Below are 14860 nucleotides of genomic sequence, written 5' to 3' on the forward strand. Positions count from 1 at the left end.
ATATGGGTAATAAATTGTTAAAAGTAAATATTCAAAAAAAACTTAAAGAATTTGACTTAAATGTGGATTTTGAATTAAAAAAAGGATGTTTGGGTATTTTAGGTCCTTCAGGTTGTGGTAAAAGCATGACTCTAAAATCTGTTGCAGGCATTGTAAACCCGGATAGTGGTGTTATAAGTTTAACTACAAATAATGAAACTATTTATTATGATTCAAATGAAAAAATTAATTTAAAACCTCAAAAAAGAAATGTAGGATATTTATTTCAAAATTATGCATTATTTCCAAATATGACTGTTGAAGAAAATGTTGCTATTGGTTTACCTAAAGATCATTATGAAAAAAGGTTAATGGACATGATTAAACGTTTTCAGTTAGATGGTTTAGAAAAAAGATATCCTAAAGATTTATCTGGAGGTCAACAGCAAAGAGTAGCTTTAGCTCGTATATTAGCTTATAGTCCAGATGTTATATTGTTAGATGAACCATTTAGTGCAATGGACACATTTTTAAAAGAACAATTACGTATTGAACTTAGTGAGGTACTAGCAGATTTTGATGGATTTTCTATTCTAGTTACACATGATCGTGATGAAGCATTTCAATTTTGTGATGAGCTATTGATATTAGACAAAGGTAAAATTATTGCAAAAGGAACTACTCATGAAGTATTTGAAAATCCAAAAAAAGTTCAAGTTGCTAGACTTATAGGATGTAAAAATATTTCTAAAATTGAAAGATTAGATAATTATCATGTTAAATCCTTGGATTGGGGAATAGTATTTGAAGTATCTGAAAAAGTTTCAAGTAATATTACTCATATTGGGATAAGGGCTCATGATTTTTCAGTTGCTAAAAAAGGTGATATTAATGCATTTGATACTATAAATGCAATAAAATTAGAAAAACCTTTTGAATGGGAAATAACATTAGATAATGGTTTATGGTGGAAATTAGATAAACAGATTCGTAATCATAACTTTGTAATTCCTACTTATTTAAAAGTTAATCCTGAAAATATTATATTATTGGAAGAATAAGTTAAGATTAATAAAACAACATTTTAATGAAGTAACAAAAAACATATTATAAAAACACCAAAACAATCAAAGATAAATTTTATCTATAAAAATCAAAAAATCAGTAATAAATCGAAGGAAGCTAGATTAAATAACATCTTGACAAAGTCAGGACAAACTTTAAATTATTTAAATAATATAATTACTTTCATGAAAATAACAATTATTGGAACTGGCTATGTTGGTCTTGTCACGGGAACTTGCTTTGCAGAAATGGGAAATAAAGTTTATTGTGTTGATAATGATTTGGAAAAAATAGCAAATCTAAAAGAAAATATTATTCCTATTTATGAACCTAATTTAGAAACATTAGTCAAATCTAATCAAAATAAAGGGGATCTTATTTTCACTACAAATTTAAAAGATGCTTTAGATAATTCTAATATTATTTTCATTGCTGTTGGAACTCCTGCAAGTGATGATGGTAGTGTTAATCTAGATTATGTTTATAATGTAGCTTTAGAAATAGCTGAAAATATAACAAATGATTCATTAATTGTTATTAAATCAACAGTTCCGGTAGGTACGGCTTTTAAAGTTAAAGAAATCATAGAATCTAATTTAGATGAAGATATTAAAATTGATATAGCTAGTAATCCTGAATTTTTAAAAGAAGGTGTAGCAATTAATGATTGTATGCATCCTGATCGTGTGATTATAGGTGCGGAAAATGAAATGGTCTTTGATACTTTAAAAGAGTTATATTCTTCATTTATTGTTAATAATGATAGATTTATTTTAATGGATGTTAGAAGTGCTGAAATGAGTAAATATGTAGCTAATGCTTTACTTGCTACTAAAATATCATTTATGAATGAAATAGCTAATATTTGTGAAAAAACAGGAGCTAATGTTAAAAATGTTAGATTAGGTATTGGTAGTGATAAAAGAATTGGTTATGACTTTATTTATGCAGGTTGTGGTTATGGGGGAAGTTGTTTTCCTAAAGATGTAAAAGGATTAATTAACACAGCAATGGATAATGGTTATGTTCCTAAAATTTTATCATATGTTGATGAAGTTAATGAAAATCAAAAACTTGTTTTAGTAAATAAAATTATTGATAGATTTGGTGAAGATTTATCTGGTCTTACTTTTAGTATATGGGGTCTTTCTTTTAAACCTCAAACTGATGATGTTAGATGTGCACCTTCTTTAAAAATTGCTTCTGAAATTATTAAAAGAGGTGGAAAAATAAAAGCATATGATCCTAAAGCTATAGATAATTTTAAATTAAATTTTGATTTAGATAATATAACTTATAAAAAATCTAAATATGATGTTTTGGATGATAGTGATGCACTTATTTTAATTACAGAATGGAAAGAATTTAGGGCTCTTGATTTAGATGAATTATCTAAACGTTTAAATCAAAAAATTATTTTTGATGGTAGAAATATTTATTCTCCTAAAATTAGAGAATTAGGTTTTGAATTATATCAGATTGGTTGTTAAATACTAATTAACTTTTTTTTGAAACTGTAGAAAAAAAATTCTTGATGAAATTTATATTCAATTTCCTAAACATTGTTTAAAAAGAATTTAATTTTGTCATGATATTTTTTTATTTAATTTTGAAGTTACTATGATAAATCATTATATTTATAAATATTATTTAACAAATATAACATTAGTTTTTTATAATAACGTTGGGTGTTTTCATGTTAACATCAGTACAAAAGGAAATATTGCAAACATTAATTAATTTGTACCAGTCTTCTAATGGTAAATCTATTAAAGGTGAAGACATTGCTGAAATTATGAGTCGAAATCCGGGAACAATTCGTAATCAGATGCAATCTCTTAGAAGTTTAGGTTTAGTAAAAGGAGTACCGGGGCCTCGTGGTGGTTACAAACCTACTGTGGAAGCTTATCATTCTTTAAACATTTCTGTTTCTGATAAAGATTTTAATGTACCTATTTTCAAAGATGGTGAAAAATTAGAAAATATTTCAGTTGCAAAAATAGAATTTACAAGTGTTCCACAGCCGGGAGAATGTGAAGCAGCTATTAAAGTTTTAGGAAATATTAAAGATTTAAATTTAGGAGATACTATTAGAATAGGACCTACACCAGTTAATAATTTGGGAGTAATGGGTAAAATTGTTGGTAGAGATGATATGGATAATATTTTGCTTGTAGACACTACTACAATTAGAAGTATTCCTAAAAATACTGTAGGAGATATTGCCAGTCGTAATGTAGTATCATTAAGTGCAGATTCTACTTTAAAGGATGCAGCTAAAATTTTTGCTTTTAATGAAATTAAAGGTGCGCCAGTGATTAAAGAAAGTAAAGCAATAGGAGTATTTACTGTAACAGACTTGGTTAAAGCGATAGCAGATAATAAAGAAGATGCTCTTGTTGGAGATTTAATGACTACTAATATTGTAATTGTTAATGAGGATATGAGAATAGCTAATGCTATTGAAATAATGCTTAAAAAAGCGATTAGTAGATTACTTATAGCAGATAAAGATAATAATTTGCTTGGAATTGTTACAAGAACTGATTTAATTAATTCTATAACAAATTTAAGCCAATTTCCTATTATAACTAATTAATTATTTTTTTACAAGTGATTTAATGAAAGTAAATCAAATAGATATTTATAAAAACATGACAGTAAGTGATTTAATAGCTCAATTTGAAGATTCTGATGTTTTAGGTGCAGGTAGAGTTGCTAGAGCTACTAATATTTTAGCAGATATGATTAAAGATGAAGATACAAATGTATTTATGAGTCTTGGAGGTCCGTTGATTCCAGGAGGTATGAGAAATACGGTTTCTAAAATGATAAAGGAAGGTCATGTAGATTTAATTGTATCAAGTGGAGCTAATCTTACTCATGATTTACTTGAAGCATTTGGCGGATCCCACTATCGGGATGAAGGAAAAGATGATGAAGAACTTAATGCAGAAGGGATTGGTAGGATAGCTGATATTAATGTTGGATCAAATGATTTTGAAGTATTTGAAAAAGAAATAATTAAATTATTTGAAATAATATCTGCTAAAAAACCAGTAATTTCAATTCAAGAGTTGCTTTATGAAATTGGTATGTTAATTGATGATGAAAATTCTTTTATAGCTAATGCAGCTAGAAATAATGTTCCAATTTTTGCTCCAGGTATTATTGATTGTATGATTGGTTTACAATTATGGATTTTTTCACAGGATCATGATTTTACATTAAGTGCTGCAGGAGATATGCCTTATTTGTCAGATATTGTATTTAACAGTAAAAAAGTTGGTGGAATTTTACTTGGAGGAGGTCTTACAAAACATTACACTTTAGCTTCAAATATTTTAAATGGTGGTATTGACTGTGCAGTTCAAATAACTATGGACAGGCCGGAAGCAGGTAGTTTAGGTGGAGCTCCTTTAGAAGAAGCAAAATCTTGGTCAAAAGCAAAATGCGGATCTAATTTAGCTACAGTAATTGGTGATGTTACAATAATTTTCCCATTAATTTATGCAGCTGCATTAGATAAACTTTAATTTTATTTTTTTAGGTGATTTTAAGTGAATTATGTTATTTTAGCTATTTTATTTTTCTTAAGTGGCTTTTTCATGAAACTTTCAGATGATGCTTGTGATGTAGGTAATGATAAGCCATTAGCTATTGCATTTGGAGTGTTATGTGCAATAGTTTCAGCTTTTGCAACTATATCCAGTAAATCTGCAGCATGTATTTTTATAGGGATTTTAATTGGTAATTTATTAGCTTTTAAAGTAGATGGAAGCCATCATATTATAACATTGATACTATTTGTTGTAATTTCATTGGTTATGGGAATTCCTGATTTAAGTTTGGTTATTTTATTAATCTGTATATTTTCAGCACTTTTAGATGAAGTAGGTCATGAATTAATAAGTAATTTAACTCAAAATAAATTTTTGAATTATTTCTTTGAATATCGTTTTGCAATGAAAGTAACAATATTTTTACTAGCTATTTGTGGTGTATTTAATATAATGTACTTTGTATTCTTCATATTATTTGAGTTTGCATATGTAGCTGCCCAATCAATATCTGATAATGGTTTATTTGAAAAAATTAAACTTTAAAAATATTCTTAAGAAAATTAAATTGGAAGGATTTTTTTAATCCTTTATTATTTTTTCACAAGCAAGTGCAGGATTATCAGATTCATAGATGCTTCTTCCAACAATAATTGCACTTGCATATTCTAATGTTTTTTTAGCATCGCCACCTTGTTTTCCGACACCTGGAGATATAATACAAGCATCATTACCTACAATTTCTCTTATTTTACTTAATCTATCTAATTTGGTAGCCGGAGCAACATAATTAGTAATTCCCATTTCAACACCCATTTTTGCAATATCTTCAGCATCTTTTTGTAAAAACATTTTAGCTCCAGGATGTGACATTTCAGTAAGTAAAAATAATTCCTTATTATGTTTATTTGCATTGTTAAGGCATGCTTGAACACTATCATTACCAACAAATCCATGACATATTATGGCGTCTGCTCCAGCACTAAATGTTAAATCACATATTTTAGAATTAGTAGCATCAATATCAGCAACTTTATAATCACAAATTACGTTACAATTGAATTTTTCTTTTATGATTTTAATAATTTCTAATCCTTCAGCTAGTGTTAAAGGATAACCTATTTTTATTGTATTGATATATGGATTTACTTTTTCACATATTTCTAGGGCTTCATCTTTATTCATCACATCAAGTGCTAATATTAAATTATTTTCAATGTTCATAATATCTCCTTTATTTTATTATATTTTGTTTTTTGATTTAAAATAATTTTCAGTTAAAAATTATATATATTAAAAATAACAGAATTTAGCTTAAGGTGAACTTATGAGAATTGGAATTTGTGATACAACTTTTGCTCGTTTTGATATGGGTGCTGCAGCTATTGATGAATTAAAAAATAATGCTACAGATTTAACTATTATTCGTGAAACAGTTCCAGGAGTTAAAGATTTACCAGTTACAGCTAAAATTCTAATTGAAGAAGAAAATTGTGATATTGTAATGGCATTAGGAATGCCTGGACCAATGGAAAAAGATAAAATGTGTGCTCATGAAGCATCCACAGGCCTTATCAATGCTCAATTAATGACTAATACTCATATTTTAGAGGTTTTTGTTCATGAAGATGAAGAAGATAATCCAGAAGATCTTAAAGTGTTAGCTGAAAACAGGGCACGTGAACATGCACAAAATCTTATTAAAATGATGTATCATCCAAAAGCTATGAGACGAGAAGCTGGAAGTGGTGTTCGTGAAGGAAAACCTAATGTAGGACCATTATAAAAAGTGTATTTAAATGTTGACTAAAAATGAATTTAAAGTATCTATTGAAGATAGAAAACAAACATATGTTATTATTCCAGCATATAATGAAGAAACAAGAGTTAGACCAGTTATTGAAGCAATAGCTGATATGGGGTTTAAAATTATACTAGTTAATGATGGGTCTAGTGATGGTACTTTAGATGTGTTAAAAGATGTTCAAAAGAAATATCCTAAGAATATCTTTATTTATTCTCATGTTATTAATCGTGGTGTTGGATTAGCTATGCAAACTGGTTTTGAAGCAGTTGTAAAATATAATCCAAAATATATTGTTAATATTGATGCTGATGGTCAACATTCTGTTGATGATTTGGAAAAAGTTCTTGAACCATTAGTTACTGGTAGAGCTGAGGCAGTTATTGGTGTACGTTCTTTAAAAGATATGCCTAAATCTAAAAATTTTGGAAATTCTGTAATGAATTTATTAACTCGTATTTTTTATGGGGTTAATGTTTCTGATTCTCAAACAGGTTTTAGGGCATTAACTAGCAATGCATTAAGCAAAATATCAATTAATGCTCAAGGTTATTTAATTTCTTCTGAGTTTATTCGTGAAATTAATGATAATAATATTCCTTTTGAAGAAGTGACAATTGAAACAATTTACACTCCTGAAACACAAGCAAAAGGAACTAACTATAAAGTTGGAATTAAAATATTATTTACTATGATTAAACATAAGTTATTTGATTAAAAAGGTGTTATTAATGTTTTTCTATTCTTTTTTATTTCCTGTAATTGCAATTTTTGCTATTTTATGGTTTGTTATAAGAGTAAGGTCTGGGAAAAATACTATTGGAAGTTTAATAGTTTGGACTATATTGTGGATTTTTTTAGTATTGTTTGCATTAGTTCCTGATGTAAGTATGTTATTTGCAAAATTGTTTGGAATAACAAGAGGTCTTGACTTTATTTTTATTATGGTTTTTGCTGTAATGACTTATATTATATTTACTTTATATTATAAGATTGATAAGTTAAAAGATGATGTAAATAAAATGGTTAAAGAAGTAGCTTTAGCCAATGAAATTTCCTTATCTGATGATGAGGAATAATTTTTACTTTTTTTTTATGTTTTAAATTCAAAAATATTAAATTGTTAGAATTATATAAGTAATTACAATGTTATATTTTAGAGGATGTACTGCAAGACAAAAAGAAACAGATATTGCGAAAGCTACACAAAAATTATTGGAATTGGCTGATGTTGATTATTATATGTTAGATGATGAAAAATGTTGTGGTTCAGTTTTACTTAGAACTGGTTTTGAAAAAGAAGCTAAAGAACAAATAGCTAAAAATACTGAAATTTTTGGTGATGAAACAATACTGACATCATGTGCAGGATGTTATAAGACATTACTTCAGGATTATGAAGGTTTAGATGTTATTCATATTTCTGAATTGCTTGCTATGTTAATTAATGAAGGTAAATTAAAATTTGATAAAAAAGATTTAAATGTTACTTATCATGATTCATGTCATTTAGGAAGACATTGTAGGATATTTGATGAACCACGTGATGTCATTAATTCATTAGCTAATTTAATTGAGATGAAAAATAATAAAGATAATAGTTTATGTTGTGGGGCAGGAGGTGGAGTAAAATCTGCTTACCCTAAAATAGCATCTAAACTTGCTGATGCCAGAATAACTCAAGCTAAAGATACAGGATGTAAAACACTTATTACAGCTTGTCCTTTCTGTAAACTTAATTTGAAAGATCAGGATTTGGAAATTTTAGATTTAACTGAGTTTTTAATAAAGTATGGGGTAAAATAATGAAAGAAACTGAACTTGAAACAATGAGAAAATCTTTTAATACAGTTAAAGATAGGTCTTCTAAAATTAAAAATTCTCCATCTATTCAAAAATTAGAAAAACGAGTTAGAAAAATTAAAGAAAATTCCATTAATAATAATGATGAATTGTTAAATCAGACTATTGATTCTTTTAAAAGAAATGGTATTGATGTAGAATATGCTGAAACTAAGGAGGATGCATTAACTATTATTCAAAATCTGTTAAATGAATATAATTCCAATGTAATAGCTAAAGCTAAATCTAATACTTTAGGTGAAATAAATCTTAAAAATAATTTAACTAATATAGGTTATGATGTTGTTGAAACAGATTTGGGAGATAGAATTTTACAACTTAAAAAGGTAGATAATAAACCTGTTCATCCAACTGGTCCTGCATCTCATTTGAATATTGGTGAAATTACAAGTATTGTTAATGATTCTATGGATACTCAAGTTAGTGAGGTTCCTCGTGAGATTATGGAAACTGTTAGGTCAGATGTATTAAAACGCCTTGAAAATTCAACTGTAGGTATAAGTGGAGCCAATGTTATTGCTGCTGAAGAGGGATCTATTGTTTTAGTTCATAATGAAGGTAATATTTCACTTGTTTCTTTGAAAGATTTGCATATTATTGTAGCTGGAATTGATAAACTTGTACCTACATTAGAAGATGCCATATCTGTTGCAAAACTTGAAACAATTTATGCTACAGGAAATTATGTAACTTCATATATTAATGTAATTTCCGGGCCTTCAAAAACAGCAGACATTGAAAAAAAACTTCTTAAAAATATGTATGGGGCTGAAAAAGTAGTTGTTATATTATTAAATAATGGAAGAAGTGAAGCTACAGCAGAATGTTTATGGTGTATTGGATGTGGGAATTGTATAATTAATTGTCCTGTTTATAATGCTGTTGGAAATGAATTTGGATTTAATAATTATTTGGGAGGTCGTGGGGTAGCTATGAGTAAATTTATTGAAAATGATAAAAAATGTTTTGAATCAGGATTATATATGTGTACTTTATGTGGATTATGTACTATTAATTGTCCAGTAGCTATTCCTACAAATGAAATAATTGAAAATATAAGAAAAGATTCATTATTTCATCTAAAAACACATGAAAAAATAAGTAAATCTGTTTTAGAAAAAGATTCTCCGTATTAATCTTTTTCTTTTACAATGTAAATTGGTCTTTTTTTACTTTCTAAATAAATTTTAGCAAGATATTCCCCAATAATTCCTGCTGCAAACAATTGTATACCACTTAAAAATAAAATAATTGAAACTGTGGAAGGCCAACCATCTACTGGATCTCCAAACATGATGGTTTTTATTATGATAAATATAATTGCTAAAAATGCAATAATTGAAAAAATAATTCCAATAACTGTAGCTATGTGGAGAGGTGCTGTTGTAAATGATACAATACCTTCAATAGAATACTTAAATAATCCCCAAAATGACCAACTTGTTTCTCCTTTTGCTCTTTCGATATTTTCATATTCTAACCATTTTGTTTCAAAACCAACCCATTGGAATATTCCTTTTGAAAAACGATTATATTCTTTTAAATCCAAAATAGCATTTACAACTTCTCGCTTCATTAATCTAAAATCTCTTGCACCATCAACAAGTTCTACTTTAGTTATTTTATTAGCTATTTTATAAAATAATCTTGCAAAAAATGATCTTATTGCAGGTTCACCTTTTCTTGTAACTCTACGTGTTCCTATAATATCATATTTATCAATAAAAGTTAACATTTTAGGAATTAGTGATGGTGGGTCTTGTAAATCTACATCCATTAATACAACATAGTCTCCAGTAGAATATTCTAAGCCAGCATATATTGCAGATTCTTTACCAAAATTTCTTGAAAAAGAAAGATATTTAATATTATCATATTTTTTTTTAAGTTTTTTAATAACATTTAATGTATTGTCAGTAGAGCCATCATTTATAAAAATTACTTCCCAAGTTATATTTTTTAGATTTTTTGAAAGTTCCTCATAGAATATGGGAATCATTTCTTCTTCATTGTAACATGGAACGACTATGTTTAATGTTTGCATATTAAACTATATTTTAAATTACAATTTAAATAATTTATTATCAAGTTTTATTTTTTTAGGAATGAAAATAATAAATATTTATAAGTAATGTTGTACAATAGTTAATTATTATATTTAAAATGTAAAAACGGAGGAAATACATGCTTCTATTAATAAGTCCTATAAATCATGAAGAAGCTCTTGAATCTATTAAAGGTGGAGCAGATATTGTCGATGTGAAAAATCCTAAAGAAGGCTCTTTAGGTGCTAATTTCCCTTGGGTGATTAGGGATATTAGAGAGATAACTCCTGAAGATAAGTTAGTTAGTGCAACTTTGGGGGATGTACCTTACAAACCTGGTACTGTTTCTCTTGCGGCGATGGGTGCTCATGTGTCTGGAGCAGATTATATTAAAGTAGGATTATATGGAACAAAAGATTATGATGAAGCAGTTGAAGTCATGGAAAATGTAGCTAAAACAATTAAAGATGTTGATGAAGATACTATTGTTGTAGCTGCAGGATATGCTGATGCACACCGTGTAGGTGCTGTTGATCCTATGGAAATTCCAAAAGTAGCTAAAGATGCAGGATGTGATTTAGCTATGTTGGATACTGCTGTTAAAGATGGTCATACATTATTTGATTATTTAAGTATTGAAGATTTAGAAAAATTTGTTAATGAGGCTCATAGTTATGGTTTAAAAACAGCTCTCGCTGGCTCTGTTAAAAAAGAACAATTAAAACCTTTAAATGATATAGGTTGTGATGTTGTAGGTATTAGGGGAGCTGCTTGTGTAGGTGGTGATCGTAATACTGGTAAAATACATCATACTGCAGTAGCTGAACTTAAAAAATTATGTGATTCATTTTAAATATGTGTGGTTTTTTAAATGTTTTCAAAAAAAGTTCAAGATGCAAAAGTAGCTTATACATTTGATGATTTTTTACTTACTCCAAATCCAAGTTATGTAGAACCAAAAGATATTGACACTACAATTGAATTGGGGAAAGGTATTAAATTAAATATACCGATTTTAAGTGCTGCTATGGATACTGTTACTGAATCTGATTTAGCAATAGCTATGGCACAAGAAGGTGGTATAGGAGTAATTCATAGAAATATTACTCAAGAAAAACAAGTGGAAGAAGTTAAAAAAGTTAAATCTGCTGAAGATTTAACAATACGTGATGTTATAACTATAACTCCAGATTCTACAATTGCTGATGTTCAAGCAAAAATGAATGATGAATTAATTAGTGGTCTTCCAGTTGTTGATAATGATGAAATTATTGGTATAATTTCTAAAAGAGATATAAGGCCAGTATTGAAAAAAGGCGTTGACAAAACTGTAAAAGACATAATGACATCTGATGTTGTAACTGTTGAAGAACCGATTACTGCAGAAGAAGCTTTAAACATTGCTTATGAAAACAAAGTTGAAAGACTTCCTGTTCTTCGTGATGGTAAATTAGTTGGAATTATAACTATTAAAGATATTTTAAATCAAGCTCAATATCCTAATGCTGCTCGTGATAAAGATGGTAACTATTTAGTAGCAGCAGCATCTGGTCCTTTTGATTTAGATAGGGCAATGGCTCTTGATCAAGCTGGTGCAGATATTATTTCAATTGACTGTGCTCATGCTCATAATATGAATGTAGTTAAATTTACTGAAACTATTAAGGACAATATTGATGCTGATTTATGTGTAGGTAATATAGCTACTGCTGAAGCTGCTGAAGACTTAGCATCTATGGGCGTAGATGGATTAAAAGTAGGTATTGGTCCAGGTTCAATGTGTACTACCCGTATTGTAGCAGGTGTTGGTGTACCTCAACTTACTGCTATTTCAGAAGTTGCGGATGTAGCTCGTGAATATGGTATTCCTGTAATTGCTGATGGTGGAATTAGATATTCTGGAGATATTGCTAAAGCTATTGGTGCTGGTGCAGATGCAGTAATGCTTGGTAATTTACTTGCAGCATCCTATGAAGCTCCTGGTGAAGTTGTTGTTATGAATGGTAAACAATATAAAAAATACCGTGGAATGGGTTCAATGGGTGCAATGACTAGTGAATATGATGGTGGGGCAGATAGATACTTCCAAGGATCTAAAAGTAAAATGAATCATACTAAATATGTTCCTGAAGGAATTGAAGGTGCTGTGCCTTATAGAGGTACTGTTAATGAGATTTTATTCCAGCTTGTTGGAGGTTTAAAATCTTCTATGGGTTATTGTGGTGCTGAAAATATTGCAGCAATGCAAGAAAAAGCGAAATTTGTTAGAATCACAAGTAGTGGTATTAAAGAATCACACCCTCATGATTTATTAATTACTAATGAAAGTCCTAATTATCCAACTCTTGATTAGTTTGGAAAATAGTTAATTCACAAAAATGATTGGATTTTTTCATCATTTTTGTGTTATAATCCTTTTTTAAGTTAAAATACCATTAACTTTAAATATTAGTATATATAATATTATTATATTAGATAATTTTAAGATTATTTTATAATTTATGTAAATAATTTTAAATATTTACATTATACATATTTATTTTAACGTGGAGAGAATTTAAATGGCAAGAACAAAAAAAGTGGGTATTACAGGTAGGTTCGGTGCAAGATACGGAAGAAAAGCAAAAAGATCTGTAAAAATGATCGAAGAAAACATGAAAAAAAATCATGTTTGTCCTAGATGTGATAGACCTTATGTAAAAAGACAAGCTGCTGGAATTTGGAAATGTAGAAAATGTGGTGCAGTATTTACTGGAGGAGCATATGTACCAGAAACTCCTATGGCAAAATCTGCAGCACGTAACATAAGAAATGTTAACGTGGAGGAATAATCTTTGTATAGATGTCCACATTGTGGAACTGAAGTAGATCACAAAAGCTACATGGAAAATAAATGTCCTAAATGTAGATATAGGATTTTATTTAAAAATGTTCCAGAAGTAAAAAGAATTATAAAAGCAAGATAATCATTTTTGCTTTTATCTAATATTTTTTAAAACTATTTTTTCATGATTTAAAATGTTAATTTCAACTTCTAGAAAACCTTCTCAAAAAACAAGAAAGTTTTGTAAAAATCTTGCTCATGCAACTGGTTCTACCAGTGTAAATAGAGGAAAAAGTAATATGCGTGAGTTACTTTTAAAAGCTTTAGAGTTAGATGAACACAATTTAGCTATTGTAAATGAAATTAAAGGAAATCCTAGTAGAATAACTTTTTATTCAAATAAAGGAGAAATTTTATTAATAATATTAATTGGAGTTACTATATCTAATAATAGGTGTCATATTTTACCTAAAAACTTGAAGGTTATTTCTAAAGTTAAAGAACTTAATGTTTTAAGTGAAATTTTAGGTTTTGAATTAGTAGATAAAGCTGATGAAAATTATATTCTTATTTCTAAGGAAGAAGGTTTAATAGCAAGAATTAATTTTGTAAATAAATTTGGAGATAAAACTGATTTACAGATTAATGTTAAAAAGATTTTAGATGGGAAATTATGAACGTTGATACTCCTCTTGAATCTGTTAAAAGTGATATAGCTATTGAATTTGAAAATCAAAAGCAGGCTAAAATAATTTATGATTCTATTATTTTAGAGTTTAATACTGCTCCAGATTACAGGTCCTCTATGAGTTTAAATTTAGATGGATCTAAACTTCTAATTAGAATTGATGCAGAAGATTCTACTTCTTTTAGAGCTTCTGTTAATTCTGCTATTAAATGGATTAAATTATCTTTGGAGATTAATAATTTAACTATTTAATACAATATTTTTAAATATTATGAAAAACAACTTTTAGTTATTAAAATATAATAGGTGGTAAAATGGAAATCCCTGAAAATATACAACATCAATTAAATCAATTTCAACAATTACAACAACAAGCTCAAGCTGTAACTATGCAAATTCAAAATGTTGAAGTTCAAATTCAAGAAGCTGAAACTGCTCTTGAAGAACTTAACAAAACTGATGAATCAAGTGAAGTTTTCAAACAAGCTGGAAATTTACTTATTAAAGTGGAATATGCTCAAGCAGTTGAAGAAATGGAAGAAAAATTAGAAACTTTCAAGTTAAGAAAACAAACTATGGCTCGTCAAGAAGAAAGAGTCATGAAAAAACTTGAAGAAATGCAAACTAATATTCAATCTGCTATGCAAGGTTTACAAGGAGAATAATTCTCCTACAAATTCTTTTTTTATAGATTTTCATGTCTAAACTTAAAAAATTATCATCAAATGATTTATCAACTATTTCTAATGATTTTGGTGAGATTCTTGAAATAGAAGTTTCAAAAGCTATGTCTACTAAAGAATTAGATGATTTGGATTTGGATATTGTTATTAGTTATGAAAATAATCAATTAGATGTTGATGTTGATGTTGGAGTTAGTTTTGATGAACTTTCTGATATTACTCAAGATCAAATAGTTAGTGCAATTGATGAAGCTTATTTAAAATTTGATGATTATATTGATAAAAATTACAGAGAATAATTTACTTTTTTTCATTTATTCCTAATAAATAATTTTTCATGGAAACAATA

20 protein-coding genes are annotated in these 14860 nt (G+C 28.0%); 18 read left to right on the top strand and 2 right to left on the bottom strand.

From position 1 onward, the window contains the following. Positions 1–2 precede the first annotated feature (2 nt). From Q0984_RS04605 to Q0984_RS04625, 5 genes are all read left to right on the top strand, one after another. Positions 3–1040, top strand: a complete 1038-nt coding sequence (locus Q0984_RS04605; RefSeq protein ID WP_299524235.1) for a sulfate/molybdate ABC transporter ATP-binding protein — start codon at positions 3–5, stop codon at positions 1038–1040. Between the two features lie 189 nt (positions 1041–1229). Continuing rightward, a complete protein-coding gene (locus Q0984_RS04610; RefSeq protein WP_299524238.1) occupies positions 1230–2534 on the top strand; it encodes a UDP-glucose/GDP-mannose dehydrogenase family protein in 1305 nt (434 codons plus the stop codon). Positions 2535–2740: 206 nt separating this feature from the next. Next, positions 2741–3643 carry a CBS domain-containing protein gene (locus tag Q0984_RS04615; protein WP_299524241.1) on the top strand — a complete coding sequence of 301 codons (903 nt, stop codon included), beginning with the start codon at positions 2741–2743 and terminating at the stop codon, positions 3641–3643. Positions 3644–3665: 22 nt separating this feature from the next. Continuing rightward, positions 3666–4580 carry a deoxyhypusine synthase gene (locus tag Q0984_RS04620; RefSeq protein WP_299524244.1) on the top strand — a complete coding sequence of 305 codons (915 nt, stop codon included), beginning with the start codon at positions 3666–3668 and terminating at the stop codon, positions 4578–4580. Between the two features lie 24 nt (positions 4581–4604). Next, positions 4605–5150, top strand: a complete 546-nt coding sequence (locus Q0984_RS04625) for a hypothetical protein (protein WP_299524247.1) — start codon at positions 4605–4607, stop codon at positions 5148–5150. 36 nt (positions 5151–5186) lie between these two features. Here Q0984_RS04625 and pyrF read toward each other — a convergent pair whose 3' ends face one another. Beyond that, positions 5187–5828: an orotidine-5'-phosphate decarboxylase gene (pyrF, locus tag Q0984_RS04630; protein ID WP_299524250.1), complete on the bottom strand. Its 642-nt coding sequence runs from the start codon at positions 5826–5828 to the stop codon at positions 5187–5189. A 103-nt stretch (positions 5829–5931) separates the two neighbouring features. Here pyrF and ribC point away from each other — a divergent pair, with 103 nt between their 5' ends. The 5 genes from ribC to Q0984_RS04655 all read left to right on the top strand — a co-directional run bounded on the left by ribC (position 5932) and on the right by Q0984_RS04655 (position 9407). Next, positions 5932–6390, top strand: coding sequence for a riboflavin synthase (gene ribC / locus Q0984_RS04635; RefSeq protein WP_299524253.1), 459 nt, complete (start codon positions 5932–5934; stop codon positions 6388–6390). A 13-nt stretch (positions 6391–6403) separates the two neighbouring features. After that, the gene (locus Q0984_RS04640; protein WP_299524256.1) at positions 6404–7126 is read left to right on the top strand and encodes a glycosyltransferase family 2 protein; all 723 of its coding nucleotides are present in this window, start codon (positions 6404–6406) and stop codon (positions 7124–7126) included. A gap of 13 nt (positions 7127–7139) precedes the next feature. Beyond that, positions 7140–7487: a DUF2304 domain-containing protein gene (locus Q0984_RS04645; RefSeq protein WP_299524259.1), complete on the top strand. Its 348-nt coding sequence runs from the start codon at positions 7140–7142 to the stop codon at positions 7485–7487. A 67-nt stretch (positions 7488–7554) separates the two neighbouring features. After that, positions 7555–8214: a (Fe-S)-binding protein gene (locus Q0984_RS04650; protein ID WP_299524263.1), complete on the top strand. Its 660-nt coding sequence runs from the start codon at positions 7555–7557 to the stop codon at positions 8212–8214. Further along, entirely contained in the window at positions 8214–9407 is a 1194-nt protein-coding gene (locus tag Q0984_RS04655) for an LUD domain-containing protein (RefSeq protein WP_299524266.1), read from the top strand. Before Q0984_RS04650 ends, Q0984_RS04655 begins: the two co-directional genes overlap by 1 nt. Here Q0984_RS04655 and Q0984_RS04660 read toward each other — a convergent pair. After that, positions 9404–10315, bottom strand: a complete 912-nt coding sequence (locus Q0984_RS04660) for a glycosyltransferase family 2 protein (protein ID WP_299524269.1) — start codon at positions 10313–10315, stop codon at positions 9404–9406. The two genes, Q0984_RS04655 and Q0984_RS04660, sit on opposite strands and share 4 nt — an antisense overlap. Before the next feature lie 140 nt (positions 10316–10455). Between Q0984_RS04660 and Q0984_RS04665 the strand changes: the two genes are divergently transcribed. The 8 genes from Q0984_RS04665 (at position 10456) to Q0984_RS04700 (ending at position 14810) form a co-directional block, all read left to right on the top strand. Further along, complete coding sequence (locus tag Q0984_RS04665) at positions 10456–11169, top strand: (5-formylfuran-3-yl)methyl phosphate synthase (protein WP_299524272.1); 714 nt, start codon at positions 10456–10458, stop codon at positions 11167–11169. An 18-nt stretch (positions 11170–11187) separates the two neighbouring features. After that, positions 11188–12669 carry an IMP dehydrogenase gene (gene guaB / locus Q0984_RS04670; RefSeq protein WP_299524275.1) on the top strand — a complete coding sequence of 494 codons (1482 nt, stop codon included), beginning with the start codon at positions 11188–11190 and terminating at the stop codon, positions 12667–12669. Between the two features lie 208 nt (positions 12670–12877). After that, positions 12878–13147 carry a 50S ribosomal protein L37Ae gene (gene rpl37A / locus Q0984_RS04675; RefSeq protein ID WP_004033629.1) on the top strand — a complete coding sequence of 90 codons (270 nt, stop codon included), beginning with the start codon at positions 12878–12880 and terminating at the stop codon, positions 13145–13147. Between the two features lie 3 nt (positions 13148–13150). Then, positions 13151–13282: a DNA-directed RNA polymerase subunit P gene (locus Q0984_RS04680; protein WP_299524277.1), complete on the top strand. Its 132-nt coding sequence runs from the start codon at positions 13151–13153 to the stop codon at positions 13280–13282. A gap of 52 nt (positions 13283–13334) precedes the next feature. Continuing rightward, complete coding sequence (locus Q0984_RS04685) at positions 13335–13817, top strand: Brix domain-containing protein (protein ID WP_299524279.1); 483 nt, start codon at positions 13335–13337, stop codon at positions 13815–13817. Then, positions 13814–14080 (top strand): KEOPS complex subunit Pcc1, encoded by a 267-nt coding sequence (locus Q0984_RS04690; protein ID WP_299524282.1) that lies wholly within the window; start codon positions 13814–13816, stop codon positions 14078–14080. The genes Q0984_RS04685 and Q0984_RS04690 overlap by 4 nt, the downstream gene beginning before the upstream one ends. 62 nt (positions 14081–14142) lie before the next feature. Then, a complete protein-coding gene (locus tag Q0984_RS04695; RefSeq protein WP_299524285.1) occupies positions 14143–14493 on the top strand; it encodes a prefoldin subunit beta in 351 nt (116 codons plus the stop codon). Positions 14494–14525: 32 nt separating this feature from the next. After that, entirely contained in the window at positions 14526–14810 is a 285-nt protein-coding gene (locus tag Q0984_RS04700; RefSeq protein WP_299524288.1) for a DUF3194 domain-containing protein, read from the top strand. The last annotated feature ends 50 nt before the right edge of the window (positions 14811–14860 follow it).

Origin of the sequence: uncultured Methanobrevibacter sp. (genome assembly GCF_934746965.1) — an archaeon.
Classification (GTDB): Archaea; Methanobacteriota; Methanobacteria; order Methanobacteriales; family Methanobacteriaceae; genus Methanocatella.

Excerpts from the sequence above, each read along its gene's own strand:
- Q0984_RS04605 (WP_299524235.1), top strand. The coding sequence starts at position 3 with ATGGGTAATAAATTGTTAAAAGTAAATATTCAAAAAAAACTTAAAGAA.
- Q0984_RS04610 (WP_299524238.1), top strand. The coding sequence starts at position 1,230 with ATGAAAATAACAATTATTGGAACTGGCTATGTTGGTCTTGTCACGGGA.
- Q0984_RS04615 (WP_299524241.1), top strand. The coding sequence starts at position 2,741 with ATGTTAACATCAGTACAAAAGGAAATATTGCAAACATTAATTAATTTG.
- Q0984_RS04620 (WP_299524244.1), top strand. The coding sequence starts at position 3,666 with ATGAAAGTAAATCAAATAGATATTTATAAAAACATGACAGTAAGTGAT.
- pyrF (WP_299524250.1), bottom strand. The coding sequence starts at position 5,828 with ATGAACATTGAAAATAATTTAATATTAGCACTTGATGTGATGAATAAA.
- ribC (WP_299524253.1), top strand. The coding sequence starts at position 5,932 with ATGAGAATTGGAATTTGTGATACAACTTTTGCTCGTTTTGATATGGGT.
- Q0984_RS04640 (WP_299524256.1), top strand. The coding sequence starts at position 6,404 with ATGTTGACTAAAAATGAATTTAAAGTATCTATTGAAGATAGAAAACAA.
- Q0984_RS04645 (WP_299524259.1), top strand. The coding sequence starts at position 7,140 with ATGTTTTTCTATTCTTTTTTATTTCCTGTAATTGCAATTTTTGCTATT.
- Q0984_RS04650 (WP_299524263.1), top strand. The coding sequence starts at position 7,555 with ATGTTATATTTTAGAGGATGTACTGCAAGACAAAAAGAAACAGATATT.
- Q0984_RS04655 (WP_299524266.1), top strand. The coding sequence starts at position 8,214 with ATGAAAGAAACTGAACTTGAAACAATGAGAAAATCTTTTAATACAGTT.
- Q0984_RS04660 (WP_299524269.1), bottom strand. The coding sequence starts at position 10,315 with ATGCAAACATTAAACATAGTCGTTCCATGTTACAATGAAGAAGAAATG.
- Q0984_RS04665 (WP_299524272.1), top strand. The coding sequence starts at position 10,456 with ATGCTTCTATTAATAAGTCCTATAAATCATGAAGAAGCTCTTGAATCT.
- guaB (WP_299524275.1), top strand. The coding sequence starts at position 11,188 with ATGTTTTCAAAAAAAGTTCAAGATGCAAAAGTAGCTTATACATTTGAT.
- rpl37A (WP_004033629.1), top strand. The coding sequence starts at position 12,878 with ATGGCAAGAACAAAAAAAGTGGGTATTACAGGTAGGTTCGGTGCAAGA.
- Q0984_RS04685 (WP_299524279.1), top strand. The coding sequence starts at position 13,335 with ATGTTAATTTCAACTTCTAGAAAACCTTCTCAAAAAACAAGAAAGTTT.
- Q0984_RS04690 (WP_299524282.1), top strand. The coding sequence starts at position 13,814 with ATGAACGTTGATACTCCTCTTGAATCTGTTAAAAGTGATATAGCTATT.
- Q0984_RS04695 (WP_299524285.1), top strand. The coding sequence starts at position 14,143 with ATGGAAATCCCTGAAAATATACAACATCAATTAAATCAATTTCAACAA.
- Q0984_RS04700 (WP_299524288.1), top strand. The coding sequence starts at position 14,526 with ATGTCTAAACTTAAAAAATTATCATCAAATGATTTATCAACTATTTCT.